The sequence below is a fragment of the Micrococcus sp. EYE_212 genome (assembly GCF_023147585.1).
Classification (GTDB): Bacteria; Actinomycetota; Actinomycetes; order Actinomycetales; family Micrococcaceae; genus Micrococcus.
Genome location: NZ_JAHXOZ010000005.1, coordinates 133,006 through 153,608, shown reverse-complemented (window position 1 = coordinate 153,608; position 20,603 = coordinate 133,006). Strand labels below are relative to the sequence as shown.

Genomic DNA, 20,603 nt, shown 5'->3' with positions numbered 1-20,603 from the left:
GTCATCGTGATGACTCCATTCGAGGGTGCTGTGAGAGGTTCACTCGAAGGATCACACGGTGGCCGCGTCCACGTCTGAGACGACGTGCCCGACCACCGGGCGCTACACCACTATGCGGGACTCAACTTCTGCCCAGCCCGTGGGAACGCCGCGGGCCGCGGCCGGCGCGGGAGGTGACCACGCCCCCCCGGGTGCCGCCGAGCCCGAAGGATGGACCGCGATGTCCCACATCCATGCCCGGACCGTCGACGGCGTCGAGGTGCACCACCTCGACGCCGAGGGCCCGCTCACCGCCGACCTGCTGTTCCGGGTCGGTGCCGCGGACGAGACGGTCTCCACGCTGGGCCTGTCCCACCTGCTGGAGCACCTCGCACTCGACGGGGTGGAGGGGCTCGAGCCGGACGTCGACGGCGAATCGGCCATGACCTACACCGTCCTGCGCGTGAGGGGGACGCCGGAGCGGGTCGCCGACCGCCTCGAGCGGATCTGCGCCCGGCTCTCCGCCCTGGCCGTCGGCGGCGTCTCCGACGCGGAGCTGGCCCACGCCCGGCGGGTGCTCGAGGCCGAGGGCGGAGGCCCCATGGCCGACGGACCCCACGCGGCCGAGCACCTCCACCACCGTCTTGGGGCCGCGGGCTTCGGGCTCGGGGTGGTGCCCGCCCGCTTCCTCGCCCGGATCACGCCGGCGGAGGTCGCCGACTGGGCCGGCACGCGGTTCACGGCCGGCAACGCGATGCTGGTGCTCAGCGGACCGGCGCCGGAGACGCTCCGGCTCGCCCTGCCGCCCGGCGCACGCCGGCCCCTGCCGGAGACCCCGTTCCTGGAGCGGCGGTACCCGGCCGAGTACCTGTCCGGAGGGGAGGAGCCCTCGGTCTCATTTGTGCTCGACGACGTCCACGACACCTCCCCCGCAGCCCTCGTCCTGCTGCTCTCCGTCCTCCGCGCGCGGGTGTTCCGGACTCTGCGGCAGGAGCAGGGCATCGTCGACGACGTCACCGTGGACACCGCCGTCCTGGGACGACACGGCCTGCTCGCCGTGGTGGTGCGGTGCGCCGAGAAGGACGCCGTGCCCGCCGTGCAGGGTGTCCTGGAGATCCTGCGCGGCCTGCGCGACGGTGGCGCCCATGACGACGAACGGCAGCGGGCGGCGCAGGAGTACGAGGCCGACGAGGCCGGGGCGGCCGCCGTGGACATGCATCTCCACGACCACCAGAGCCGGTTCCTGGGCCACCCCTCCATGGAGGGCGTCGACGGGCCGGCGGTGCAGGCCGTGTCGGACGCCGAGATCGCCCGACTCCTCTCGCGACTGGAGGACACGCTGCTGGTCGGGTTCCCGCCGGCCGGCCGCGAGGAGGGCCAGCTGCTCGGCGCGGAGACCCTCATGTTCCCGCATGTCAAGGTCGACGACGGCCCGGTCGTGGCCGGTGAGGAGTTCCGCCCCGGCTGGGCGGCCCGGATGGGAGGGTTCCGGCTCCGCTGCACCGTGGGCGCGGAGGGGATCGGCCTGGACTTCGTCGACGGTTCCCTCGGCATCCGGTGGGACGACGTCGTCGCCTGGTCTCTGGGCCGGGACGAGCACAGGACCGAGGTGCTGACCCTCGAAGCCCGGGACGGATCGGGCGGCGACATCCCCCTGTCCCTGTTCAAGAATGCCGAACGCCTGCGGTCGCTCGTGCTCGCCCACCTGCCCGAGCGCCTGCGCCTTCCCGAGGAGGGCTGACCCCTCTGCGGTTGTGGTCACGACACGCCGCGGCGTGGACTGCCGGCACGGCGTGTCGTGACCACAGCGCGTCACGGGACGGGCTGGAGAGGGGCGCGTCGTCCAGGGGTGGGCGACGGCCGCCAGCCGTTGGGGCGAGGGCTGGTCAGTCGCCCACCCGCTCCACGGCGCCGAGCGCGGTGAGCAGGAACGCGTACTCCCACGCGGTGTCCTCCCAGCCCTGGTAGCGCCCGGAGGCGCCGCCATGGCCGCCGTCCATCTCGGTGCGCAGCAGGATGGGCGAGCCGCCACCGGCCAGGGGCGTGGCCTGGTCCGAGGTGACCGTGCGGCGCAGCTGCGCCACCCACTTGGCGGGCTCCACGTAGAGCACGCGGGTGTCGTTGAGCGAGGTCACCGCGGCGATCGCCGGGTAGTCCACGGTCCGCACGTTCTCGTACGGGGTGTAGGACTTCATGAGCCGGTAGATCTCCGGGTCCGTGATCGGGTTGCCCCACTCCTCCCATTCCAGCGCGGACAGCGGCAGCTCGGGATCGAGGATCGTGGTCAGCGCGTCCACGAACGGCACCACCGCGAGGCAGGCCCGGTACAGCTCCGGGGCCAGGTTGAGCACCGCGCCCATGAGCAGCCCGCCGGCCGAGCCGCCCGTCGCCGCGATCCGCGTCGGGTCCACCCACCCGAAGTCCGCCACGAAGCGGGTGGCGTCCACGAAGTCGGTGAACGTGTGCGCCTTCGCGGCCTTCTTGCCGTCCTCGTACCAGGCCCGGCCCAGCTCGCCGCCGCCGCGCACGTGGGCCACCACGTAGACGACGCCACGGTCCAGCAGGGACAGCCGGGCCACCCCGAACGCCGGGTCCATGGACATCTCGTAGGAGCCGTAGCCGTACACCACGCACGGCGCGCTCGCGTCCTGCGCCACGTCCTTGCGGCGGATCACCGTGAGCGGCACGCGCACGTCCGCACCCGTGGCGGCGGAGGGCTCCGAGGCCGGCGCCCACCAGCGCTCCACCGCGTAGTCGGCCGGGTCGTGGCCGGGCACCTCCACCTCGCGGCGCAGGTGCACCTCGCCGGTGGCCGCGACGACGTCCAGCACGCGGGCCGGCGTGATCCAGGACGTGTAGGCCAGGCGTAGGAACGGCGACTCGGCTGCCGTCGACGCCAGGTGGCACGCGTACAGCTCCTCCTCGAACGCCGGCTCGCGCCAGCCCACGGAACCCGCGTCCCCTGAGCCCAGCACCGCGTCCAGCTCCGCGACGACGACGCGCGGCGTCGTCTCACGGCGCACCGCGAGCGCGGCGTGGGTCAGCGTCACCATGACGCCGTCCACCTTCACGTCCTCGCGGTGCGGGACCACGGTGCGCCACGTGGAGCGGTCGGCCACGTCCGCCTCCGTGACCACGGAGAGCATGCCGTTGGGCGCGAGGCTCTCGGCGCCGTCGCCGGTGAGCTCCGCATCGTGCACGATCAGCAGGCGGCGGACGCCGTCGCCGCCCGTGACGGGCTCGACGTCGGCGAGCATGCCCCAGGCGCGCGGCACGAGCAGGCGCGGGGCCGGCAGGGGCTCGTCCGCGGACTCGGGCAGGTCGACGACCCAGGTCTCGGACACCTCCGAGTTCCCGACGCCGATGAGCAGCTGGGTGCGGTCCGCGACGCCCTCGAAGCCCGTCCACATGCCGGGGTCGGACTCCTCGTAGACCAGCACGTCCTCGGCCGGGTCCGTGCCGAGCGTGTGCACCATGACGCGGTACGGGCGCCACGCGTCGTCCCACAGCGTGTAGAAGACGCGCGCGCCCGAGCGGTCGAAGCGCACCCCGTGGGCGATGTTCTCCACCGCGTCCGGCAGGTCCTCGCCGGTGGCGATGTCCCGGACGCGCAGGGTGAAGCGCTCGTCACCCGCGTGGTCCACGGCGTACGCCACACGCTCGCCGTCCGGGCTGATGTGCATCCCGCCGAGGGAGAAGAAGGGGTGGCCGGCGGCCTCGGCGTTGCCGTCCAGGATCACCTGCTCGCCGGGCAGCGTCTCGCCCGCGGCGACGACGGGCGGCGTCCAGTCCGCCTCGAGATCCCCGGTGTCCCGCGCGGGAACGCGGCAGTGCACGGGGTACTGCTCGCCCTCGATCGTGCGCACGAAGTACCACCAGCGGTCCCGGCGAGCGGGCACGGACTGGTCCGTCTCCACGGTGTGCGACTTGATCTCGCCGAAGATCGCCGCGCGCAGATCGGCCTGGTCCGCGGTGACGGCCTCGGTGTAGGCGTTCTCGGCGTGCAGGTGGTCCAGCACGCGCTGGTCCTCCTTGGCGCGCAGCCACTCGTAGTCGTCGGCGAACTCCTCGCCGTGCACGGTGCGCGTCGTCGGGACGACGGCTGCCACGGGCGGCGTCGGGCGTGCGGCGGGGGAGCGGTGCGCGAGGGCGTCGGGCTGGGTGGCGACGACGTCGTCGGCGCGGTGCTGGGCGTCAGGCATGGTCCCCATCCCATCACAGGAGCGTCGCGCGCGAGGGCACAGGCTGCCTCGACGCGCAACGGGGGCGGGACACGCCCGAAAGGTTCCGCCTTCCGGGCGTGTCCCGCCCCCGAAGCCCGTGAGGGCGCCGGCTCAGAGGGCGCGGGCCACGAGCATCTTCATGATCTCGTTGGTGCCGCCGTAGATCTTCTGCACGCGCGCGGCGGTGAAGGCGCGCGCGATCGGGAACTCCTCCATGTAGCCGTAGCCGCCGAACAGCTGCAGGCAGCGGTCGACCACCGTGTTCTGCATGTCGGTGGCGAAGAACTTCACCATCGAGGCGTCGGCCGCGGTCAGCTTGCCCTCCACGTGCGCCACGATGCACTGGTCCACCAGGGTGCGTGTGGCGAGCGTGTCCGCCACGCACTCGGCGAGCACGAACTGCGTGTTCTGGAAGCCCAGCAGGGGGCTGCCGAACGCGTGACGCTCCTTGGTGTAGCGGATGGTCTCGCGCACCGCGGCCTCGCAGGCCGCGGCGGCCGTGACGGCCAGCGTCAGGCGCTCCTGGGGCAGCTGGGACATGAGCTGGATGAAGCCCTGGCCCTCGGCCTCGCCCAGGAGGTTGGCCACGGGCACCCGCATGTCCGAGAAGGACAGCTCACGGGTGTCCTGGCCGTGCTGGCCGATCTTGTTCAGCACGCGGCCGCGCTCGAAGCCCTCGAGCCCGGCGGTCTCCGCGACGATCAGGGACAGCCCCCGGCCGCCCGGCTGGTCGCCCGTGCGCGCCACGATGACCAGGAGGTCACAGTGCGTGGCGTTCGAGATGAACGTCTTCGAGCCGTTGATCACGTAGTCGTCGCCGTCGCGCACGGCGCGGGTGCGCACGGCCTGCAGGTCGGAGCCCGTGCCCGGCTCGGTCATGGCGACCGCGCCGACCAGCTCGCCGGTGACCATGCCCGGCAGCCACTTCTGCTTCTGCTCCTCAGTGCCGTAGGCCAGGATGTAGTGCGCCACGATGGGGGAGTGGACGCCGAAGCCCCACGCGTCGTCGAAGCAGCGCGCCTGCCCCGTCATGACGGCGGCCTCCAGTGCGAAGGTGCCGCCGATGCCCCCGTACTCCTCGGGGATGGAGGGGCACAGCAGGCCGGTCTCGCCGGCCTTGTTCCAGAAGTCGCGATCCACGCCGTGCTGCTCGGCCCAGCGGGAGAAGTTCGGCACGGCCTCGCGGGCCATGAACTCGTCGGTGAGCTCGAGCAGGGACTCGGCGTCCTCGGTGAGCCAGGGGGAATGGTAGCTGTCCAGGATCATGGGGGTCTCCTCGGTGTCGGTGTGGCTCAGTGGGGCGGTCAGCGCGCGGCCATGCGGATGGCGCCGTCGAGCCGGATGGTCTCGCCGTTGATCATCTGGTTCTCCACGAGGTGGGTCACCAGGTGGGCGTACTCGGACGGGTCGCCGAGGCGTGAGGGGAACGGGACCTGCTGGCCCAGGGACTCCCTCGCCTTCTCCGGCAGCTGGCTCATCATGGGCGTGAGGAAGAGCCCGGGGGCGATCGTGTTCACGCGGATGCCGTGCGCTGCCAGCTCGCGCGCGATGGGCAGGGTCATGGCCACGACGCCGCCCTTGGAGGCCGAGTAGCCGGCCTGGCCGATCTGGCCCTCGAACGCGGCCACCGACGCGGTGTTGACGATGACGCCGCGGCCGCCGTCCTCGTCCGGCTCGTTGCCCGCCATGGCCTGGGCGGCCAGGCGGATGACGTTGAAGGTGCCCACGAGGTTGACGGCGATGATCTTCTCGAAGGCCTCGAGCGGCTGCGCCCCCTCGCGGGAGAGGACCTTCGCGGGCGTGCCGATGCCGGCGCAGTTCACGACGCCGGAGAGCGGCCCGGGCTGGCGGGTCGCCTCCTCGACCGCGCGGGCCACCTGGTCCGAGTCGGTCACGTCGGTCTCCACGAGCACGGCGCCCTCGGGGGCGGACCCGGCGAGGTCGGCCACCACGACGTGGGCGCCGCGCTCGAGCAGCGCCGTCGTGGTGGCCTCGCCGAGGCCGGAGGCCCCGCCGGTGATGATGAAGGTGCGGTCCTTGATCTGCATGGTCGTGATCTCGATTCTCGTCCCGCGGGACGGGTGGTGGGGTCGGGCTGAGGCGGCGCCGCTCGAGGACGGAGGCGCCGGCGGGGGTCAGGCCTGCGCGGCGGGGTCGGCCGATCTGACGGGTCCGTCGAGCTGGGCCCGCAGCCGGTGCTTCAGGATCTTCCCGGACAGGTTGCGCGGGATCTCCGCGATCACGAGGTCGTGGGGGAGCTTGAAGCGGGCGATCCGGCTCTCGCCGTACGCGCGGAGGTCCTCCAGGGTCACGGTGGCCCCCGGCGCGGGGGTGACCACGGCGACGATGCTCTCCCCGAAGTCCGGGTGGTCGCGGCCGACGATCGCGAGCTCGGCGACGCCGGGGCAGCCGGCGAGCGCGTTCTCCACCTCCACCGAGTAGACGTTGCGGCCGCCGGTGATGATCAGGTCCTTGAGGCGGTCGACGATCGTGAGGTAGCCGCCCTCGTCCACGCGGGTCAGGTCGCCGGTGTGCACCCAGCCGTCGACCACGGTGGCGGCCGTGGCCTCGGGGTTGCGCCAGTAGCCCTTCATCATCGTCTCGCCGCGCATGATCATCTCGCCCACCTCGCCGACGGCCACGTCCTCGCCGTCGGCGTCGACGACGCGCACCTCCGTGTTCGGCATGGCCAGGCGTCCGCTGGCGGACGGGTGGGCCATGACCTCCTCGTGGGTGAGGAGGATGCCGCCGGGACCGCCCTCCGTCTGGCCGCAGGCCTGGACGATGTCCACGTGCGGGAGGGCGGCGACGAGTGCCTCCGCGGTGCTCGCGGGCATCGGGGCGGCTCCGTAGAAGAGGTGGCGCAGGTGGGAGAGGTCCCGGGCGGCCATCTGCGGGCTGCGCAGCATGTGGGCGAACATCGTGGGGACGCCGAAGAACACCGTGACCTTCTCGCGCTCCAGCGCCTCCAGCACGTCGTCCGGCGCGAACGCGGGCATCAGCACCTGGGTGGCGCCCAGCATCACGCCGTTGAAGAGCAGCAGGTTGAGGGACGCGGAGTGGTAGAGCGGGGCCACGTGCAGCATCGTCTCGTCCAGGCGGAGGCCGAGGCCCATGGTGATGTTCTGCCCGACCCAGAGCACGCGGTGGTGGTCGAACAGGGCGCCCTTGGGCCGGCCGGTGGTGCCCGAGGTGTAGATGATCAGCGCGTCGTCGTCCTCGGACAGCTCGCGCTCGAACGTCGACTCGTCGCGGGCCAGCGCCGCGGCGAGCACGTCGTCGAACCCGTCCAGCTCGCCGAGGCCGAGGGCCGTCGCCGTCCCCAGCCCGCCGTCGTCGGCCTGCAGTGCGCGGACGCCGTCGCCGGCGGCCGGGTCAACGAGGACCATCGACGACTCGGTGTCGGCGAGGAAGTGCCGGAGCTCGGGCGCGGCGGAGCGGGGGTTGACGGGAACGGCGATGGCCCCGGCGCGCAGCGCGCCGTAGATCCCGACCACGAAGGCCATGGTGTTGCCCGCGACGAGGACCACGCGGTCCCCCCGCTGGACGCCGCGGTCGGCGAGCTCTGCCGCGAGGCGGGTGACGGTGCGGTCCAGCTCCCCGTACGTGAGGGAGGACTCGCCCCACCGCAGCGCGGGGCGGTCCGGGACGCGGCGGGCGGTGGAGGCGAGGACGCCGGGCAGGGTGGGCATGGGGTGCTCCTGGGTCGCGTGCGGAAGCGGGCGGTCAGACGTGTGATGTCCGTCTCATCCGTGGATGCTATGCGACTGTATGGCGATCTGCACGAATGTGCAATGATGACGCGCAGGCGGATCGGACGGACGAGGCGCACGGAGCCCTGGCGTCGCGAGGAGAAGGAGTCGACCGGAGATGCGAGACGACGAGGCACGGATGCGGGGCGCCGGACTGTACGCCGAGGACTTCCCGGTGGGGACGCGGTCATCGATGGGCTCGTACCCGGTCACCGAGGAGGAGGTCATGGCGTTCGCCCGCCAGTGGGACCCCCAGTTCATCCACACGGACCCGGAGCGCAGCGTCACCCACGGGCGCTACGGGGGACTGATCGCGAGCGGCATCCACACCGTGGCGATCCTCCAGCGGCTCCAGGTGCTCGCCCGCACGGACCACTGGCACGTGATCGCGGGGCGGGGCATCGACCGCCTGCGCTTCGTGCGCCCGGTTCGGCCCGGGGACGTCCTCACCGGGGACGCGGTCGTGACCGAGCTGACGCTCGAGCCGGAGCAGGGACGGGGTCTCGTGGTGTTCGCGTCCCGGGTGTGCAACCAGGACGGCAAGGACGTGCTCACCATGGAGATCTCCGCGTACCTGGAGATGCGGACCGCGGCGCTCCCGCACTGAGCGGCCGCCGGGGGTCAGGCCAGGCCGAGGATCCCCCGCACCACGCCCATGCCGAAGAACACCACGAACGCGGCGGCGACCAGCCACAGCAGCGGATGCACCTCACGGGCGCGGCCCTGGCCGGCGCGGATGACCGCGTAGGCGATCATGCCGGCGCCGATGCCGTTGGCGATCGAGTACGTGAACGGCATGAGGATGAACGTGAGGAAGGCCGGCAGTGCGGCACCCCAGTCCGACCAGTCGATGCGCGTCACCTGCGCGCACATCATGAAGCCCACCACCACGAGGGCGGGCGCCACCGCCTCGAACGGGACGAGGTGGATCAGGGGCGTGAGGAACATGGCCAGCAGGAACAGCAGGCCCGTGACCACGGAGGCCAGGCCCGTGCGGGCGCCCTCGCCGATGCCGGTGCCGGACTCCACGAAGATCTGGTTGGCGGAGCCGGACGCGCCGCCGCCGGCGGTCACCGCGAGGGCGTCCACCATGAGCACCCGGTTGAGGTCCGGGATGGTGCCGTCGGGCTCCACGGTGCCGGCCTCGCGGGCGAGGCCCACGGAGGTGCCCATCGCGTCGAAGAACACCGAGAGCAGGATCGCGAAGACGAGCAGCGACGCCATGAGCCCGCCGAGGGTGTCGAAGGCGCCGAAGAGGGACACGTGGCCCAGCAGCGAGAGGTCCGGGGCCGCCCAGTCCGGAACGGACGGCGCCACGAGGGACCAGCCGAGCGGGTTCACGGTGCCGTCCGCGGCCACGGAGGGGCCGATGTGGAACACGGCCTCGAGGATGTTGGCCAGCACGGTGGCCACCACCATGCCGATGAGGATGGCCCCGCGCGTCCCGCGGATGACGAGGATCGCCGTGACCGCCAGGCCCACGATGAACACGAGCACCGGCCACCCGGCCAGCTCGCCGCCCATGCCCAGGCCCACGGGCACGGTGGTGCCCGCAGCGTCGGGGAGGCGGCGCACGAACCCGGCGTTGACGAGGCCGATCAGGGCGATGAACAGGCCGATGCCGACGACGATGGCCGTCTTCAGCGCCTCCGGCACCGCGTTGAACACCGCCGTGCGGAAGCCGGTGGCCACGAGCACCACCATCACCAGGCCCGCGAGCACCACGAGTCCCATGACGTCCGGCCACGTCATGCCCGGGGTGGTGGCCACGGTGATGGCCACGAACGCGTTGATGCCCAGGCCCGCGGCGAGGGCGAACGGGTGCCGCGCCCACACGCCCATCACGATGGTCGCGACGCCGGCCACGAGCGCGGTCACGGCGGCCACGCGCGGCACGCCGAGCACGTCCCCGTGGGCGTCCGCGCCGGAGAGCACGAGCGGGTTGAGCACGATGATGTAGCTCATGGCCAGGAACGTGGCGAGGCCGCCGCGCATCTCCTGGCCGACGGTGGAGCCGCGTGCCGAGATGCGGAAGAAGCGGTCGAGGCCGGAGGCGGGGGCCGGCGGGCGTGGTGGCCCGGGCGGGGCGGCGGGGGAGGAGGCGGTGCGCGAGGACATGGCACCAGGGTAGTGAGCGGCCTGGACGCGGCGCGCCAGTGCGGGCAGACTCGACCGGTGAGCTCTCCCACCCCCGCGACCCGGTCCCGCCTCGGCGACCTGCGGGGGGCCTTCCAGATCTACGCGCCGTCCGTGGTCTACGCGATCGGCCTCGGCGCCATGACGCCGGCCATCGCCTCCGCGGCGCTCGCCCTCGGCCTCACCACGGCCCAGGCCGCCGCCGTCGTCGTCCTGGTGGGCCTCGGCTCTCTCGTGGCCAACGGTCCGGCCTCGCTCCTCGCCGCCCGCGCGGGGGAGCGGCTCACCATGATCGTCTCGGCGGTGCTCGGCACCGCCGGGGCGGGCCTGGCCTGGGGCACGACGGCGGCCCTCGCCTCGGCCGCCGTCGTCCCGGGCGGCGGGGTGAGCGAGCCGGGCCGGCTCGCCCTGTTCCTGCTGGCCGTGCTCCTGGTGGGCGTCGCGGGGGCGGGGTTCAACCTCGCCCGGCAGGCCTACCTGGCGGTCGCCATCCCGGCCACCCACCGCGCGCGGGCGATGTCCACGCTCGGGGGGACCATCCGCATCGGCGTGTTCTCCGGTCCCTTCCTCGGCGCCGCCGCCCAGGCGGGGCTGGGGCTGTCCGGCGCCTTCGCCGCCGCGACGGCGACCATGGCGGCCGGCGCGGTCCTGTGCCTGCGCATCCGCGAGCTGACGGTGCCCGGGGAGACGGCCGGCGTCGCGGCCCGGGGGACGGCGGCGGGGGCCGGGGGCGGTGCACCCCGGGTCGGGCAAGGGCGCCCGCGCGTCGCGGATGTGGCGCGCGCCCAGCGCGGGGTGCTGCTGACGGCGGGCTTCGGCGTCATGGCCGTCTCGGCGGCCCGCGCGGCGCGCAACGCGGTGATCCCGCTGTGGGCCGCCCACCTCGGCCTCGACCCGGCGGCCGCCTCGCTCGCCTTCGGCCTCGCAGGCGCCGCGGACCTGCTCCTGTTCTATCCGTCCGGGCGGCTCATGGACCGGTACGGCCGACGCGCGGTCGCGGTGCCCTGCCTCGCGCTGCTCGGGGCGGGGTTCCTCGCGGTGAGCCTCTCCGCGCACCCGCTCGCATTCGCGGCGGCCGCGCTGCTGCTGGGGATCGGCAACGGGTTCGGCTCGGGGATCGTCATGACGCTCGGCGCGGACTACTCGCCGGCCAACGCCCGCCCCCAGTTCCTGGGGCTGTGGCGGTCCATGTCCGACGCCGGCATGCTCGCCGGCCCGCTGCTGGTCTCCCTGGTCACCGCGGCGGCCGGCCTCGCGTGGGGCGTCGGCGCGCTCGCGGCGGTGTGCGCGGCGGGCGCCGTCGTGTTCCGCATCGTGCTGCCGGCGGGGCCGGGTGCCGTCGCCGAACCGGCCGACGTGGCGGTGCGGCCGCGGGCGTGAACGCGTCCCGCTGGAGCGCGGGTCAGGCGGCCGCCGGGTCCTCTGGGGGGACCGTCTGACCGGAGGCGTGGTCGTCGAAGATCATGTAGGTCTGGGTGTCGACGACGCCGGGCAGGGTCTGCAGCTCGTCGAAGATGACCCGGCGCAGGTCCGCGTTGTCCCGGGCGCGCACCAGCAGGATCACGTCCATGTTCCCGCCCACGAGGGAGACGTGCCACACCTCCGGGATGGCCAGCAGGGTGGCGCGCAGCTCGCGCCAGTTGTGCTGGCGCAGCTTGAGGGTGACGTGCGCCGAGGCGCCCAGGCCGACCTTGACGGGGTCCACGCGCACCGTGAATCCGGTGATGACGCCGGCGTCCTGCAGCCGGTTGAGGCGCGAGTAGCAGTGCGCGCGGGAGATGTGCACGCGCTCGGCCAGCGCGGCGACGGAGAGGCGGCCGTCCTGGGTCAGCTCGCGCACGATCGCGCGGTTCACGCGGTCCAGGGCATCGGTGGCCATGGGATCTCCTCGAGAGCTGGGGCAGGATGGGGACGGCGGGCCGCGGCCGCTCCGGCGGGCAGCTCGGGGGCCGCCGCCGACGCGGGACTGACGCCTTGTACGGTCCGTCTCCGTGTCACCGGTCACACTAGCAGAACGTCTCCAGCAACAGGCCAAAGTATTCCATTGCTCCACTGATTCTCCGCCGGCGGGCGACAGAATGCCCTCGACCGGCACACTGAAGGCCACAGATCGAGAGGACCCAACGTGAGTGACTCCACCCCCGCCGTGCCCGGCACGGCCGCCGACGAGGCGGCCAAGGCCGCGGCGAGCACCAACGCCGGCGCCGCCTTCGGCATCTCCCTCGAGGAGTACCTGCTCCCCGCGACCCGCCGCATCCAGCTCATCGGCGAGGACGGCACGCTGCTCTCCCCGGAGGAGCAGGGCACCGAGCCCGGCCACGAGTACCCGCTGCCCTCGGACGAGACCCTGCTGGAGGCCTACCGCCACCTCGTGATCGGCCGCCGCGTCAACGACCAGAACTACGCGCTGGTGCGCCAGGGCCGCATGGCCGTGTACCCGTCCTCCCACGGCCAGGAGGCAGCCGAGGTCGCCGCCGCGGTGTGCCTGGGCCAGGACGACTGGCTCTTCCCGACCTACCGCGACACCGTGGCCGTGATCGCCCGCGGCGTGGACCCCCTCGACGTCATGGTGGCCTACCAGGGCACGTGGCATCAGGGCTACGACCCCAAGGAGCACCGCGTCTCCGTGCAGGCGACGCCGCTGACCACCCAGATGCTGCACGCCGTCGGCCTGGCCAAGGCGGCCCGCCTGCGCGGCGAGGACGTCGTCTGCCTGGCCATGGTCGGCGACGGCGGCACCTCCGAGGGCGACTTCCACGAGGCGCTGAACTTCGCCGCCGTGTTCAAGCTGCCGGTGATCTTCTTCGTGCAGAACAACAAGTACGCGATCTCCGTGCCCTTCGCGAAGCAGTCCGCCGCCCCGTCCCTGGCCCACAAGGCCGTGGGCTACGGCCTGGCCGGCGAGCGCGTGGACGGCAACGACCTCGCCGCCCTCCTGGCCGTCCTCGGCCGTGCCGTGGACCTGTGCCGCGCGGGTCAGGGCCCCTTCCTCGTGGAGGCGGACACCTACCGCATGCAGGCGCACACCAACACCGACGACCCCACGCGGTACCGCGAGGACGCCGAGGTGCAGATGTGGGCCGAGCGCGATCCGCTGCGCCGCATGACCGCGTACCTGCAGGGCACCGGCGCCCTCACCGACGAGGTGTCCGAGCAGATCACCCAGGACGCCGAGGACGTTGCGGCCCGCCTGCGCGACGCCATGAACGCCGAGGTCGAGCTGGACCCGCTCGAGCTCTTCGACCACGTGTACACCGTGCAGACCCCCCAGCTCGCCGCCCAGCGCGCGCAGCTGGCCGAGGAGCTGTCCCGCACCGAGACCCAGGAGGCCTGAGCATGGCGACCCTGACCTTCGCCGCCGCGCTCAACGCGGCCCTGGCCGACGAGATGGCCGCCGACCCGATGGTGGTCGTGTTCGGCGAGGACGTCGGCACCCTCGGCGGAGTCTTCCGCATCACCGACGGCCTGACGAAGCGCTTCGGCGAGGAGCGCTGCTTCGACACCCCGCTGGCCGAGTCCGGCATCGCGGGCATGGCCGTGGGCATGGCCCTCGGCGGCGCCCGCCCGGTCATCGAGATGCAGTTCGACGCCTTCGCCTACCCCGCGTTCGAGCAGATCGCGAGCCACGTGGCCAAGATGCGCAACCGCACCAAGGGCGCGGCCCCCATGCCCATGACCATCCGCATCCCCTACGGCGGCGGCATCGGCGGCGTGGAGCACCACTGCGACTCCTCCGAGTCCTACTACGCGCACACCCCCGGCCTGAAGGTGTACACCCCGGCCTCGGTCAAGGACGCCTACATGATGCTGCGCTCGGCCATCCGCCTGGACGACCCGGTCGTCTTCATGGAGCCCAAGAAGATGTACTGGACCAAGGCCGAGCTGGACCTGGACGAGCTGCGCGCCGAGTTCGAGGAGCGCTGGGCCCGCGTCGAGGAGAAGAAGGAGCACGGCGAGGCCTGGGCCCAGGCCGCCGTCGTCCGCACCGGCACTGACGTCACCCTGGTGTCCTACGGCCCGTCCGTGCCCACCTGCCTGGCCGCCGCCGCGGCCGCGGAGGAGGAGGGCTACAGCGTGGAGGTCGTGGACCTGCGCACCGTGAACCCGCTGGACGAGGAGACCGTCGCGGCCTCCGTGTCCAAGACGGGCCGCGCCGTCGTCGTCGCCGAGCCCCAGGGCTTCGCGTCCGTGGCCTCGGAGCTCGTGGCGCGCGTCCAGCAGCGCTGCTTCCACTCGCTCGCCGCTCCGGTGCTGCGCGTGACCGGCTTCGACATCCCCTTCCCCGCCCCGAAGCTGGAGGAGCACCACCTGCCGAACGTGGACCGCATCCTCGACGCGATCGACGACCTGAACTGGGACCTGGAGCCCGAGGAGGCCCGCGCATGAGCAACATCTTCCTGCTGCCCGACCTGGGCGAGGGCCTCACCGAGGCCGACCTGGTCCGCTGGCTCGTGGCCGAGGGCGACGAGATCGCCGTCGACCAGCCCGTGTGCGAGGTCGAGACCGCCAAGGCGATCGTGGAGGTGCCCAGCCCCTACGCCGGCACCGTCCTGACGCTGCACGGCGCCGAGGGTCAGACCATGGAGGTCGGCAGGCCGCTGTTCACCGTCGGCGCGGCCGACGACGCCGGCGCACCCGCCGCGGCCCCTGCCGCTCCCGCGGCCTCGGACGCGACCCCCGGCTCCGCGGCCGACGCCGACGCGGCCCCCGCGGCCGACGGCGCCGTGCCCGGCGCGCTGTCCTACCGCGAGGAGGAGCGCGCCGGCGTGCAGCCCGCGCCGGACAAGGCCCGCGGCGGCGACGGCGACGTGGAGGGCTCCGACGAGGAGGCCTCCGGCGCCGTGCTGATCGGCTACGGCACCTCCGGCCACAAGGCCAAGGGCCGCACCCGCCCGTCCAAGCGCTCGCGCACCGGCGCCCCCGCCGGTCCGGCCCGTTCCGGCGCCGCGCCGGCCACCCCCGGGAAGGCGCCGCGCGTGGCCTCCCCGATCGTGCGCAAGCTCGCCCGGGAGACCGGCGTGGACGTGGCCGCCGTGACCGGCACCGGCCCGGACGGCCTCATCACCCGCGCCGACGTGCTCGCCGCCTCCTCCGGCGCGGCCGACGTCCCCTCCGCGGCCGCCTCGACGGGCGCGCTGGCCGCCTCGGCCGTGCTCGCCGGGACCGCGGCCGAGCAGACGCCGGCCGAGAAGGCGGTCGCCGTCGGCGCCGCCGAGGGCCAGGCCTCGCCCGCGGCGCAGTCCCTGAGCGCCACCGCCGCGCAGGGGCAGGCGGACGCCCGCACGGGCCTGTCCGTCACCGCCCGCACCCCGATCTCGGGTGTGCGCAAGGTGATCGCGGAGCAGCTCTCCCGCTCCCGCCGCGAGGTCCCCGAGGTCACCGCGTGGCTGGACGTGGACGTCACCGCCCTGCTTCAGCTGCGCGCGCAGCTGAAGAAGGCGGACCCGGAGAACGCCCCGAGCCTGCTCGGCCTGATCGCCCGCTTCACGCTGGCCGGCCTGCGCCGGTACCCGGTGATGAACGCACGCATCGAGGCCGGCGCCGGCGGCCGGGACGAGATCGTGGAGGTGGACGGCGTCCACCTCGGGCTCGCGGTGCAGACGCCCCGCGGCCTCATGGTGCCCTCCGTGGAGCACGCGGAGCGGCTGTCCGCGGACGAGCTGACCCGCGCGATCAACGAGACCGTCACCCGTGCCCGCGACGGCAAGGCCGCCCCGGCCGAGCTGACCCGCGGCACGTTCACGCTCAACAACTACGGACCGCTCGGCACCGACGGCGCCACCCCCATCCTCAACATCCCCGAGGTGGGCATGCTCGGCATCGGCCGCATCATGGACCGCCCGTGGGTCGTGGACGGGGAGATCGTGGTCCGCAAGGTCACCGAGATGACCGTGACCTTCGACCACCGCGTCACCGACGGCGCCACTGCGAGCGCGTTCCTCACGTTCGTGGCGGACTGCCTCAACGACCCGACGGCGGCCCTCGCCCGGATCTGACGGGCCCGCCCCTCCTGGACGAGTCCTGTGCAGGTGTGCCCCTCCGATGCGGAGGGGCACACCTGCGCAGGACTCGTCCTGCTCTGGTGTGGGGTTCGTGGACGCACGACGGCGGCGCGTCACGCAGGCTTCACCGGAGCGTCACGCGACCGTCGCCTGGGGGCTCCTCCGCCCGGGGTGCCACGTGCCTAGCCTGGGGCCATGAACCGCGTTCCCTCCGCGCACGGTCCGTCCTCCTCCATCGACACGCCCGCCGCGGGCGAGGCCGCCGCGCGGCCGCGCATCACGCTGGACCCGGAGTCCCTCATCTCGGCGCGTGAGGCGCTCGGCCCGTTCGGCAACCTCGCCCGCCAGGAGCCCATCGAATGGGCCGCCGAGGAGCCGCTGCCCACGGATCTGGCGGACTTCTACCGCTACGTGGGCCCGGAGTGGCTCGAGATCGACACCGTGGGGCTGCCGCTGCTGTTCTTCCCGCTGGACCGCCTGTGGGACGAGCAGGCCGGCTACCGCTGGAACCATCGCACCGGCGCCCTGCTCGTGGACTGGAACGACGACTGGACGGTGGTGGCGAAGCAGGGCGCCGACCCGTTCATCCACGAGGCCGCCACCGGCCGCATCCTCATGGCCCCCGGCGAGGACGGCTGGGAGGACCGCATGGACGAGCCCGAGCCGGTCTTCCGGGACGTCACCGAGATGGCCCGCGCCCTCGCCGCGGTCGGCACCGCGTGGGCCCGCTTCGACGATCCCTTCACCCCGGACTGGCACCTCACGGACGAGGTGGTGGCCGCCGTCGTCGCCGGCCTCGAGGGCGTGCTCGGCTCGCATGGGCGGGCCGCGGGCCTGGCCCGCAAGCTCGGCTACCTCGCCGCGCGCTGACCCCGCCGTCGGGGACGCCCGGGAGACGCCTGCCTCCCGGACGCCCGCGCGGGCGACGGCGGCCTCCCGCCCCTAGGCTGGCCGCATGACGTCGCCTGACCCCGCGCAGCCGGACCGTGCGCAGCCCGGCCCCGACGGCCTGCACCCTCCTCCGTCCCTCCCGCCCCTGCCCGGTGCCCCCGGCGGCTGCGCCCTGCCCTCGGTGGAGGAGCTGCTGGCCGACGCGGTGGCCGTGGAGCTGCCCATGACGGTGCGCTTCCGGGGCACCGCCGCGCGTCAGGCGCTCCTGCTGCGCGGGCCCGCGGGATGGGCCGAGTTCTCCCCGTTCCCCGAGTACGGCCCGGAGGAGTCCTCCCGGTGGCTCGCGGCGGCTGTCGAGGCCGGCTGGCAGGGCTGGCCGGCGCCGGTGCGGGACGCGGTGCCCGTCAACGCGACCGTCCCCGCCGTGGGGGCGGCCGAGGTCGAGGACGTCCTCGAGCGCTTCGGCCCCGTGCCCGCGGTGAAGGTCAAGGTGGCCGAGCACCGCCCCGGCGGCGGCCTGGTGGCGGGCGGCCACGCGGCCGACCTCGCCCGGGTGCGGCGGGTGCGCGAGCTGCTCCCGGAGACCGCGATCCGCATCGACGCCAACGCCGGCTGGACCGAGGACGAGGCGCTGAACATGCTCACCGAGCTGGCCGACGTCGGCCTCGAGTACGCCGAGCAGCCCGTGCCGGGCATCGCCCCGCTGGCCCGCGTGCGCCGCGCCCTGCGCGAGCGCGGCGTCGCCACCCCGATCGCCGCCGACGAGGCCGTCCGCAAGGAGGACGACCCGCTGGCCGTGGCCGCGGCGGGCGCGGCCGACCTGATCGTGGTCAAGGTGCAGCCCCTCGGCGGAGTGCGGCGCGCCGCGGCGATCGTGGCGGCGGCGGGGCTGCCCGCCGTCGTCTCCTCGGCCCTGGACACCTCCGTGGGCCTGGCCGGGGGAGCGGCCCTGGCCGCGCACCTGCCCTCCCTGCCGCACGCGTGCGGCCTGGGCACGGCGGCGCTGTTCGCCGACGACGTGGTCGCGCCCCCGTGGCGTCCGGTGGACGGGACGCTCCCCGCCCCCGGCGTCCGCGCTCCCGAACCGGACCCGGGTGCGCTGCGCCGGCTGCAGCTGGACCGGGAGGGGCGACGGCGGTGGGCCGAACGCGTGCAGCACGCTCACGCGGTCCTCGCGCAGATCTCCGGCTGACCTGGGGCGATGACGCGCCTCCGGGGATCTCGCCCCCCAGGGGGGACCCAGAGGGCAATACGACACGTCGACGAGATGAAATCTCGGTGCCACGCACTGTTTCGTCCCGGTTCACCTTGGTTTCCTTCGCCGCTCGACTCGGGGGGACAGGGTGGGGGAATGTCCGCGGGTGTCCGCGGGCATCGTGGCCCGGGGCCGCCCCACGGGCGGGCCCACCCCCTCTTGAACGACGCGAAGGACTCCCCATGCTCAAGCGCCTCCTGCCCATGTCCGGTCATACCCGCGGCAACCGTTCGGCTGTCACCTGCGAGCTCAAGTGCGGCAACGCGTGTTCGCACCCGATCCCGAACACCTCGGACAACGCCACGTTCCAGCAGATCGCCGAGACCGCGATCTCCCGTCGCTCGGCCCTCATGGGCGGCACCGGCCTGGCCGCCGCCGTCGTGATCGGCGCGAACATGGCCCAGGCCCCCGAGGCCCTGGCGGACAACGGCAACCACCCCACCGGCGGCGGCAAGCTGGACTTCACGGCCATCAAGCCCGTCCCGCGCACCGTGGACGACGTCACGGTCCCCGAGGGCTACGAGTGGGGCACGATCATCCGCTGGGGCGACCCGCTCTTCAAGGACTCCGAGGAGTTCGACATCCAGCACCAGACGGGGAAGTCGGCGGCCGGCCAGTTCGGCTACAACAACGACTACCTGAACATCATCTCCGACGGCGGCGACGACCGCTCCGGCTACCTCGTGTCCAACCACGAGTACACCAACGAGAACATCATGTTCTCCCCGGAGTACATCATCTCCCACCGCAAGGACGTGGTGGACGCCGGCATCCAGTCGCACGGCCTGTCCGTGGTGGAGCTGGAGCGCGCCAAGCGCGGCCAGAAGTGGGAGTACGTGCAGGGGGGCCGTCGCAACCGCCGCATCACCGGCACCACCCCCTTCAAGGTCACCGGCCCGGCCGCCGGCCACGCCCTGCTGAAGACCGTCGAGGACCCCACCGGCACCCGCGTGCTGGGCACCCTCAACAACTGCGCCGGCGGCACCACGCCGTGGGGCACCGTGCTCTCCGGCGAGGAGAACTTCAACCAGTACTTCAAGGGCCGCGGCACCGCCGAGGAGAAGCGCTACGGCATCGGCACCAAGGCCACGCAGCGCGGCTGGGAGCTCTTCTACGACCGCTTCGACCTCACCAAGGACGGCTACGAGAACGAGGCCAACCGCTTCGGCTGGGTCGTCGAGGTCGACCCTGAGGACCCCACCTCCACCCCGGTGAAGCACACCCTCCTGGGCCGCTTCAAGCACGAGGCCGGCACCGCCGTCCTCTCCGGCGACGGCCGCGCCGTGGTCTACTCGGGCGACGACGAGCGCCACGACTACCTCTACAAGTTCGTCTCCGCGAAGAAGTTCGTCGAGGGCGACAAGAAGCACAACATGCGCCTCCTGGACGAGGGCACCCTCTACGTGGCCAAGTTCAAGGGCGACTCCCCGAAGTCCGAGATCGACGGCAAGGGCACCCTGCCCTCCGACGGCGCGTTCGACGGCGCCGGCGAGTGGATCGCCCTGGCGACCGACAAGAAGTCCCTCGTGCCCGGCATGTCCCTGGCCGAGGTCCTCGTCTACACCCGCCTCGCCGCGGACAAGATGGGCGCCACCAAGATGGACCGCCCGGAGGACGTGGAGACCAACCCGGTCAACGGCAAGGTCTACATGGCGCTGACCAACAACACGAAGCGCACCGAGGTGGACGAGGCCAACCCGGTCGTGGGCAACCGCGACGGCCACGTCGTCGAGCTGACCGAGAAGGGCGGCGACCACACCGCCACGACGTTCAACTGGGTCATCCTGCTGCTCGCCGGCGATCCGGCGGTCTCCTCCTCGGCCTACTTCGCCGGGTACCCCAAGGAGCTCGTGTCCCCGATCTCCTGCCCGGACAACGTGGCGTTCGACTCCGAGGGCAACCTCTGGATCTCCACCGACGGCCAGCCCGGCACGATCGGCCTCGCCGACGCCCTCCACAAGGTCACCCTGGACGGCCCGGAGCGCGGCCGCGTCGAGCAGTTCCTCGCCGTCCCCCGTGACGCCGAGACCTGCGGCCCGGTCATCCACGACCGCGACAACTCCGTGTTCGTCAACGTCCAGCACCCGGGCGAGGACGGCAACTGGGGCGCCCACACGTCCTCCTTCCCGGACTTCCTGTCCCCGGCCGGCCCCGTGCAGGTCGGCGACAAGGTCGCGGCCCCCCGTCCCTCCGTCGTGCAGGTCTTCAACGTGACCGGCAACAACGGCGTGGGCAAGGGCTCCGGCAAGGAGAAGGGCAACAAGGGCAAGGGCAGCAACGGCCACGGCAACTCCGCCTTCGGCCACGCGCAGGGCAACGGCCCCAAGAAGTGACCCGATGCGGGGAGTGATCCCCGCGCGGACGG

At 73.2% G+C, this 20,603-nt stretch carries 15 protein-coding genes; 9 read left to right on the top strand and 6 right to left on the bottom strand.

Annotated elements, in window-relative coordinates:
• The first annotated feature begins 220 nt into the window (after positions 1-220).
• Entirely contained in the window at positions 221-1,720 is a 1,500-nt protein-coding gene (locus KZX60_RS05290) for an insulinase family protein (protein WP_248116154.1), read from the top strand.
• A 145-nt stretch (positions 1,721-1,865) separates the two neighbouring features.
• Here KZX60_RS05290 and KZX60_RS05285 read toward each other — a convergent pair whose 3' ends face one another.
• The 4 genes from KZX60_RS05285 to KZX60_RS05270 form a co-directional block, all read right to left on the bottom strand.
• On the bottom strand, positions 1,866-4,181 hold the full coding sequence (locus KZX60_RS05285; protein WP_248116152.1) for a S9 family peptidase: 2,316 nt from the start codon (positions 4,179-4,181) through the stop codon (positions 1,866-1,868).
• Positions 4,182-4,313: 132 nt separating this feature from the next.
• Positions 4,314-5,468, bottom strand: coding sequence for an acyl-CoA dehydrogenase family protein (locus KZX60_RS05280; RefSeq protein ID WP_248116150.1), 1,155 nt, complete (start codon positions 5,466-5,468; stop codon positions 4,314-4,316).
• Between the two features lie 38 nt (positions 5,469-5,506).
• Entirely contained in the window at positions 5,507-6,250 is a 744-nt protein-coding gene (locus KZX60_RS05275) for a 3-hydroxyacyl-CoA dehydrogenase (protein WP_248116148.1), read from the bottom strand.
• A gap of 87 nt (positions 6,251-6,337) precedes the next feature.
• The gene (locus KZX60_RS05270; RefSeq protein WP_248116146.1) at positions 6,338-7,894 is read right to left on the bottom strand and encodes an AMP-binding protein; all 1,557 of its coding nucleotides are present in this window, start codon (positions 7,892-7,894) and stop codon (positions 6,338-6,340) included.
• Between the two features lie 199 nt (positions 7,895-8,093).
• On the opposite strand from KZX60_RS05270, the gene KZX60_RS05265 reads away from it, so the two are divergent.
• Positions 8,094-8,561 carry a MaoC/PaaZ C-terminal domain-containing protein gene (locus tag KZX60_RS05265; RefSeq protein WP_248116144.1) on the top strand — a complete coding sequence of 156 codons (468 nt, stop codon included), beginning with the start codon at positions 8,094-8,096 and terminating at the stop codon, positions 8,559-8,561.
• Positions 8,562-8,575: 14 nt separating this feature from the next.
• Here KZX60_RS05265 and KZX60_RS05260 read toward each other — a convergent pair whose 3' ends face one another.
• The gene (locus KZX60_RS05260) at positions 8,576-10,072 is read right to left on the bottom strand and encodes an NCS2 family permease (protein WP_248116142.1); all 1,497 of its coding nucleotides are present in this window, start codon (positions 10,070-10,072) and stop codon (positions 8,576-8,578) included.
• Between the two features lie 57 nt (positions 10,073-10,129).
• On the opposite strand from KZX60_RS05260, the gene KZX60_RS05255 reads away from it, so the two are divergent.
• Entirely contained in the window at positions 10,130-11,470 is a 1,341-nt protein-coding gene (locus KZX60_RS05255) for an MFS transporter (RefSeq protein WP_248116140.1), read from the top strand.
• A gap of 22 nt (positions 11,471-11,492) precedes the next feature.
• Here the strand turns inward: KZX60_RS05255 and KZX60_RS05250 are convergent, their stop codons facing one another.
• Positions 11,493-11,969 carry an Lrp/AsnC family transcriptional regulator gene (locus KZX60_RS05250; RefSeq protein ID WP_248116138.1) on the bottom strand — a complete coding sequence of 159 codons (477 nt, stop codon included), beginning with the start codon at positions 11,967-11,969 and terminating at the stop codon, positions 11,493-11,495.
• 246 nt (positions 11,970-12,215) lie between these two features.
• Here KZX60_RS05250 and KZX60_RS05245 point away from each other — a divergent pair, with 246 nt between their 5' ends.
• From KZX60_RS05245 to KZX60_RS05220, 6 genes are all read left to right on the top strand, one after another.
• Positions 12,216-13,424: a thiamine pyrophosphate-dependent enzyme gene (locus KZX60_RS05245; RefSeq protein ID WP_248116136.1), complete on the top strand. Its 1,209-nt coding sequence runs from the start codon at positions 12,216-12,218 to the stop codon at positions 13,422-13,424.
• Between the two features lie 2 nt (positions 13,425-13,426).
• The gene (locus tag KZX60_RS05240; RefSeq protein WP_248116134.1) at positions 13,427-14,476 is read left to right on the top strand and encodes a transketolase C-terminal domain-containing protein; all 1,050 of its coding nucleotides are present in this window, start codon (positions 13,427-13,429) and stop codon (positions 14,474-14,476) included.
• Positions 14,473-16,086: a dihydrolipoamide acetyltransferase family protein gene (locus tag KZX60_RS05235; protein WP_248116132.1), complete on the top strand. Its 1,614-nt coding sequence runs from the start codon at positions 14,473-14,475 to the stop codon at positions 16,084-16,086. The genes KZX60_RS05240 and KZX60_RS05235 overlap by 4 nt, the downstream gene beginning before the upstream one ends.
• Before the next feature lie 201 nt (positions 16,087-16,287).
• Positions 16,288-16,962, top strand: coding sequence for a hypothetical protein (locus tag KZX60_RS05230; RefSeq protein ID WP_248116130.1), 675 nt, complete (start codon positions 16,288-16,290; stop codon positions 16,960-16,962).
• A gap of 85 nt (positions 16,963-17,047) precedes the next feature.
• The gene (locus tag KZX60_RS05225; RefSeq protein ID WP_282442605.1) at positions 17,048-18,175 is read left to right on the top strand and encodes an o-succinylbenzoate synthase; all 1,128 of its coding nucleotides are present in this window, start codon (positions 17,048-17,050) and stop codon (positions 18,173-18,175) included.
• 245 nt (positions 18,176-18,420) lie between these two features.
• Positions 18,421-20,571, top strand: coding sequence for a PhoX family phosphatase (locus tag KZX60_RS05220; RefSeq protein ID WP_248116129.1), 2,151 nt, complete (start codon positions 18,421-18,423; stop codon positions 20,569-20,571).
• Positions 20,572-20,603: the final 32 nt, after the last annotated feature.

Coding starts and splice junctions, on each gene's coding strand:
- KZX60_RS05290 (WP_248116154.1), top strand. CDS start 221: ATGTCCCACATCCATGCCCGGACCGTCGACGGCGTCGAGGTGCACCAC.
- KZX60_RS05285 (WP_248116152.1), bottom strand. CDS start 4,181: ATGCCTGACGCCCAGCACCGCGCCGACGACGTCGTCGCCACCCAGCCC.
- KZX60_RS05230 (WP_248116130.1), top strand. CDS start 16,288: ATGAACCGCGTTCCCTCCGCGCACGGTCCGTCCTCCTCCATCGACACG.
- KZX60_RS05280 (WP_248116150.1), bottom strand. CDS start 5,468: ATGATCCTGGACAGCTACCATTCCCCCTGGCTCACCGAGGACGCCGAG.
- KZX60_RS05270 (WP_248116146.1), bottom strand. CDS start 7,894: ATGCCCACCCTGCCCGGCGTCCTCGCCTCCACCGCCCGCCGCGTCCCG.
- KZX60_RS05220 (WP_248116129.1), top strand. CDS start 18,421: ATGCTCAAGCGCCTCCTGCCCATGTCCGGTCATACCCGCGGCAACCGT.
- KZX60_RS05275 (WP_248116148.1), bottom strand. CDS start 6,250: ATGCAGATCAAGGACCGCACCTTCATCATCACCGGCGGGGCCTCCGGC.
- KZX60_RS05250 (WP_248116138.1), bottom strand. CDS start 11,969: ATGGCCACCGATGCCCTGGACCGCGTGAACCGCGCGATCGTGCGCGAG.
- KZX60_RS05235 (WP_248116132.1), top strand. CDS start 14,473: ATGAGCAACATCTTCCTGCTGCCCGACCTGGGCGAGGGCCTCACCGAG.
- KZX60_RS05260 (WP_248116142.1), bottom strand. CDS start 10,072: ATGTCCTCGCGCACCGCCTCCTCCCCCGCCGCCCCGCCCGGGCCACCA.
- KZX60_RS05240 (WP_248116134.1), top strand. CDS start 13,427: ATGGCGACCCTGACCTTCGCCGCCGCGCTCAACGCGGCCCTGGCCGAC.
- KZX60_RS05225 (WP_282442605.1), top strand. CDS start 17,048: ATGACGTCGCCTGACCCCGCGCAGCCGGACCGTGCGCAGCCCGGCCCC.
- KZX60_RS05265 (WP_248116144.1), top strand. CDS start 8,094: ATGCGGGGCGCCGGACTGTACGCCGAGGACTTCCCGGTGGGGACGCGG.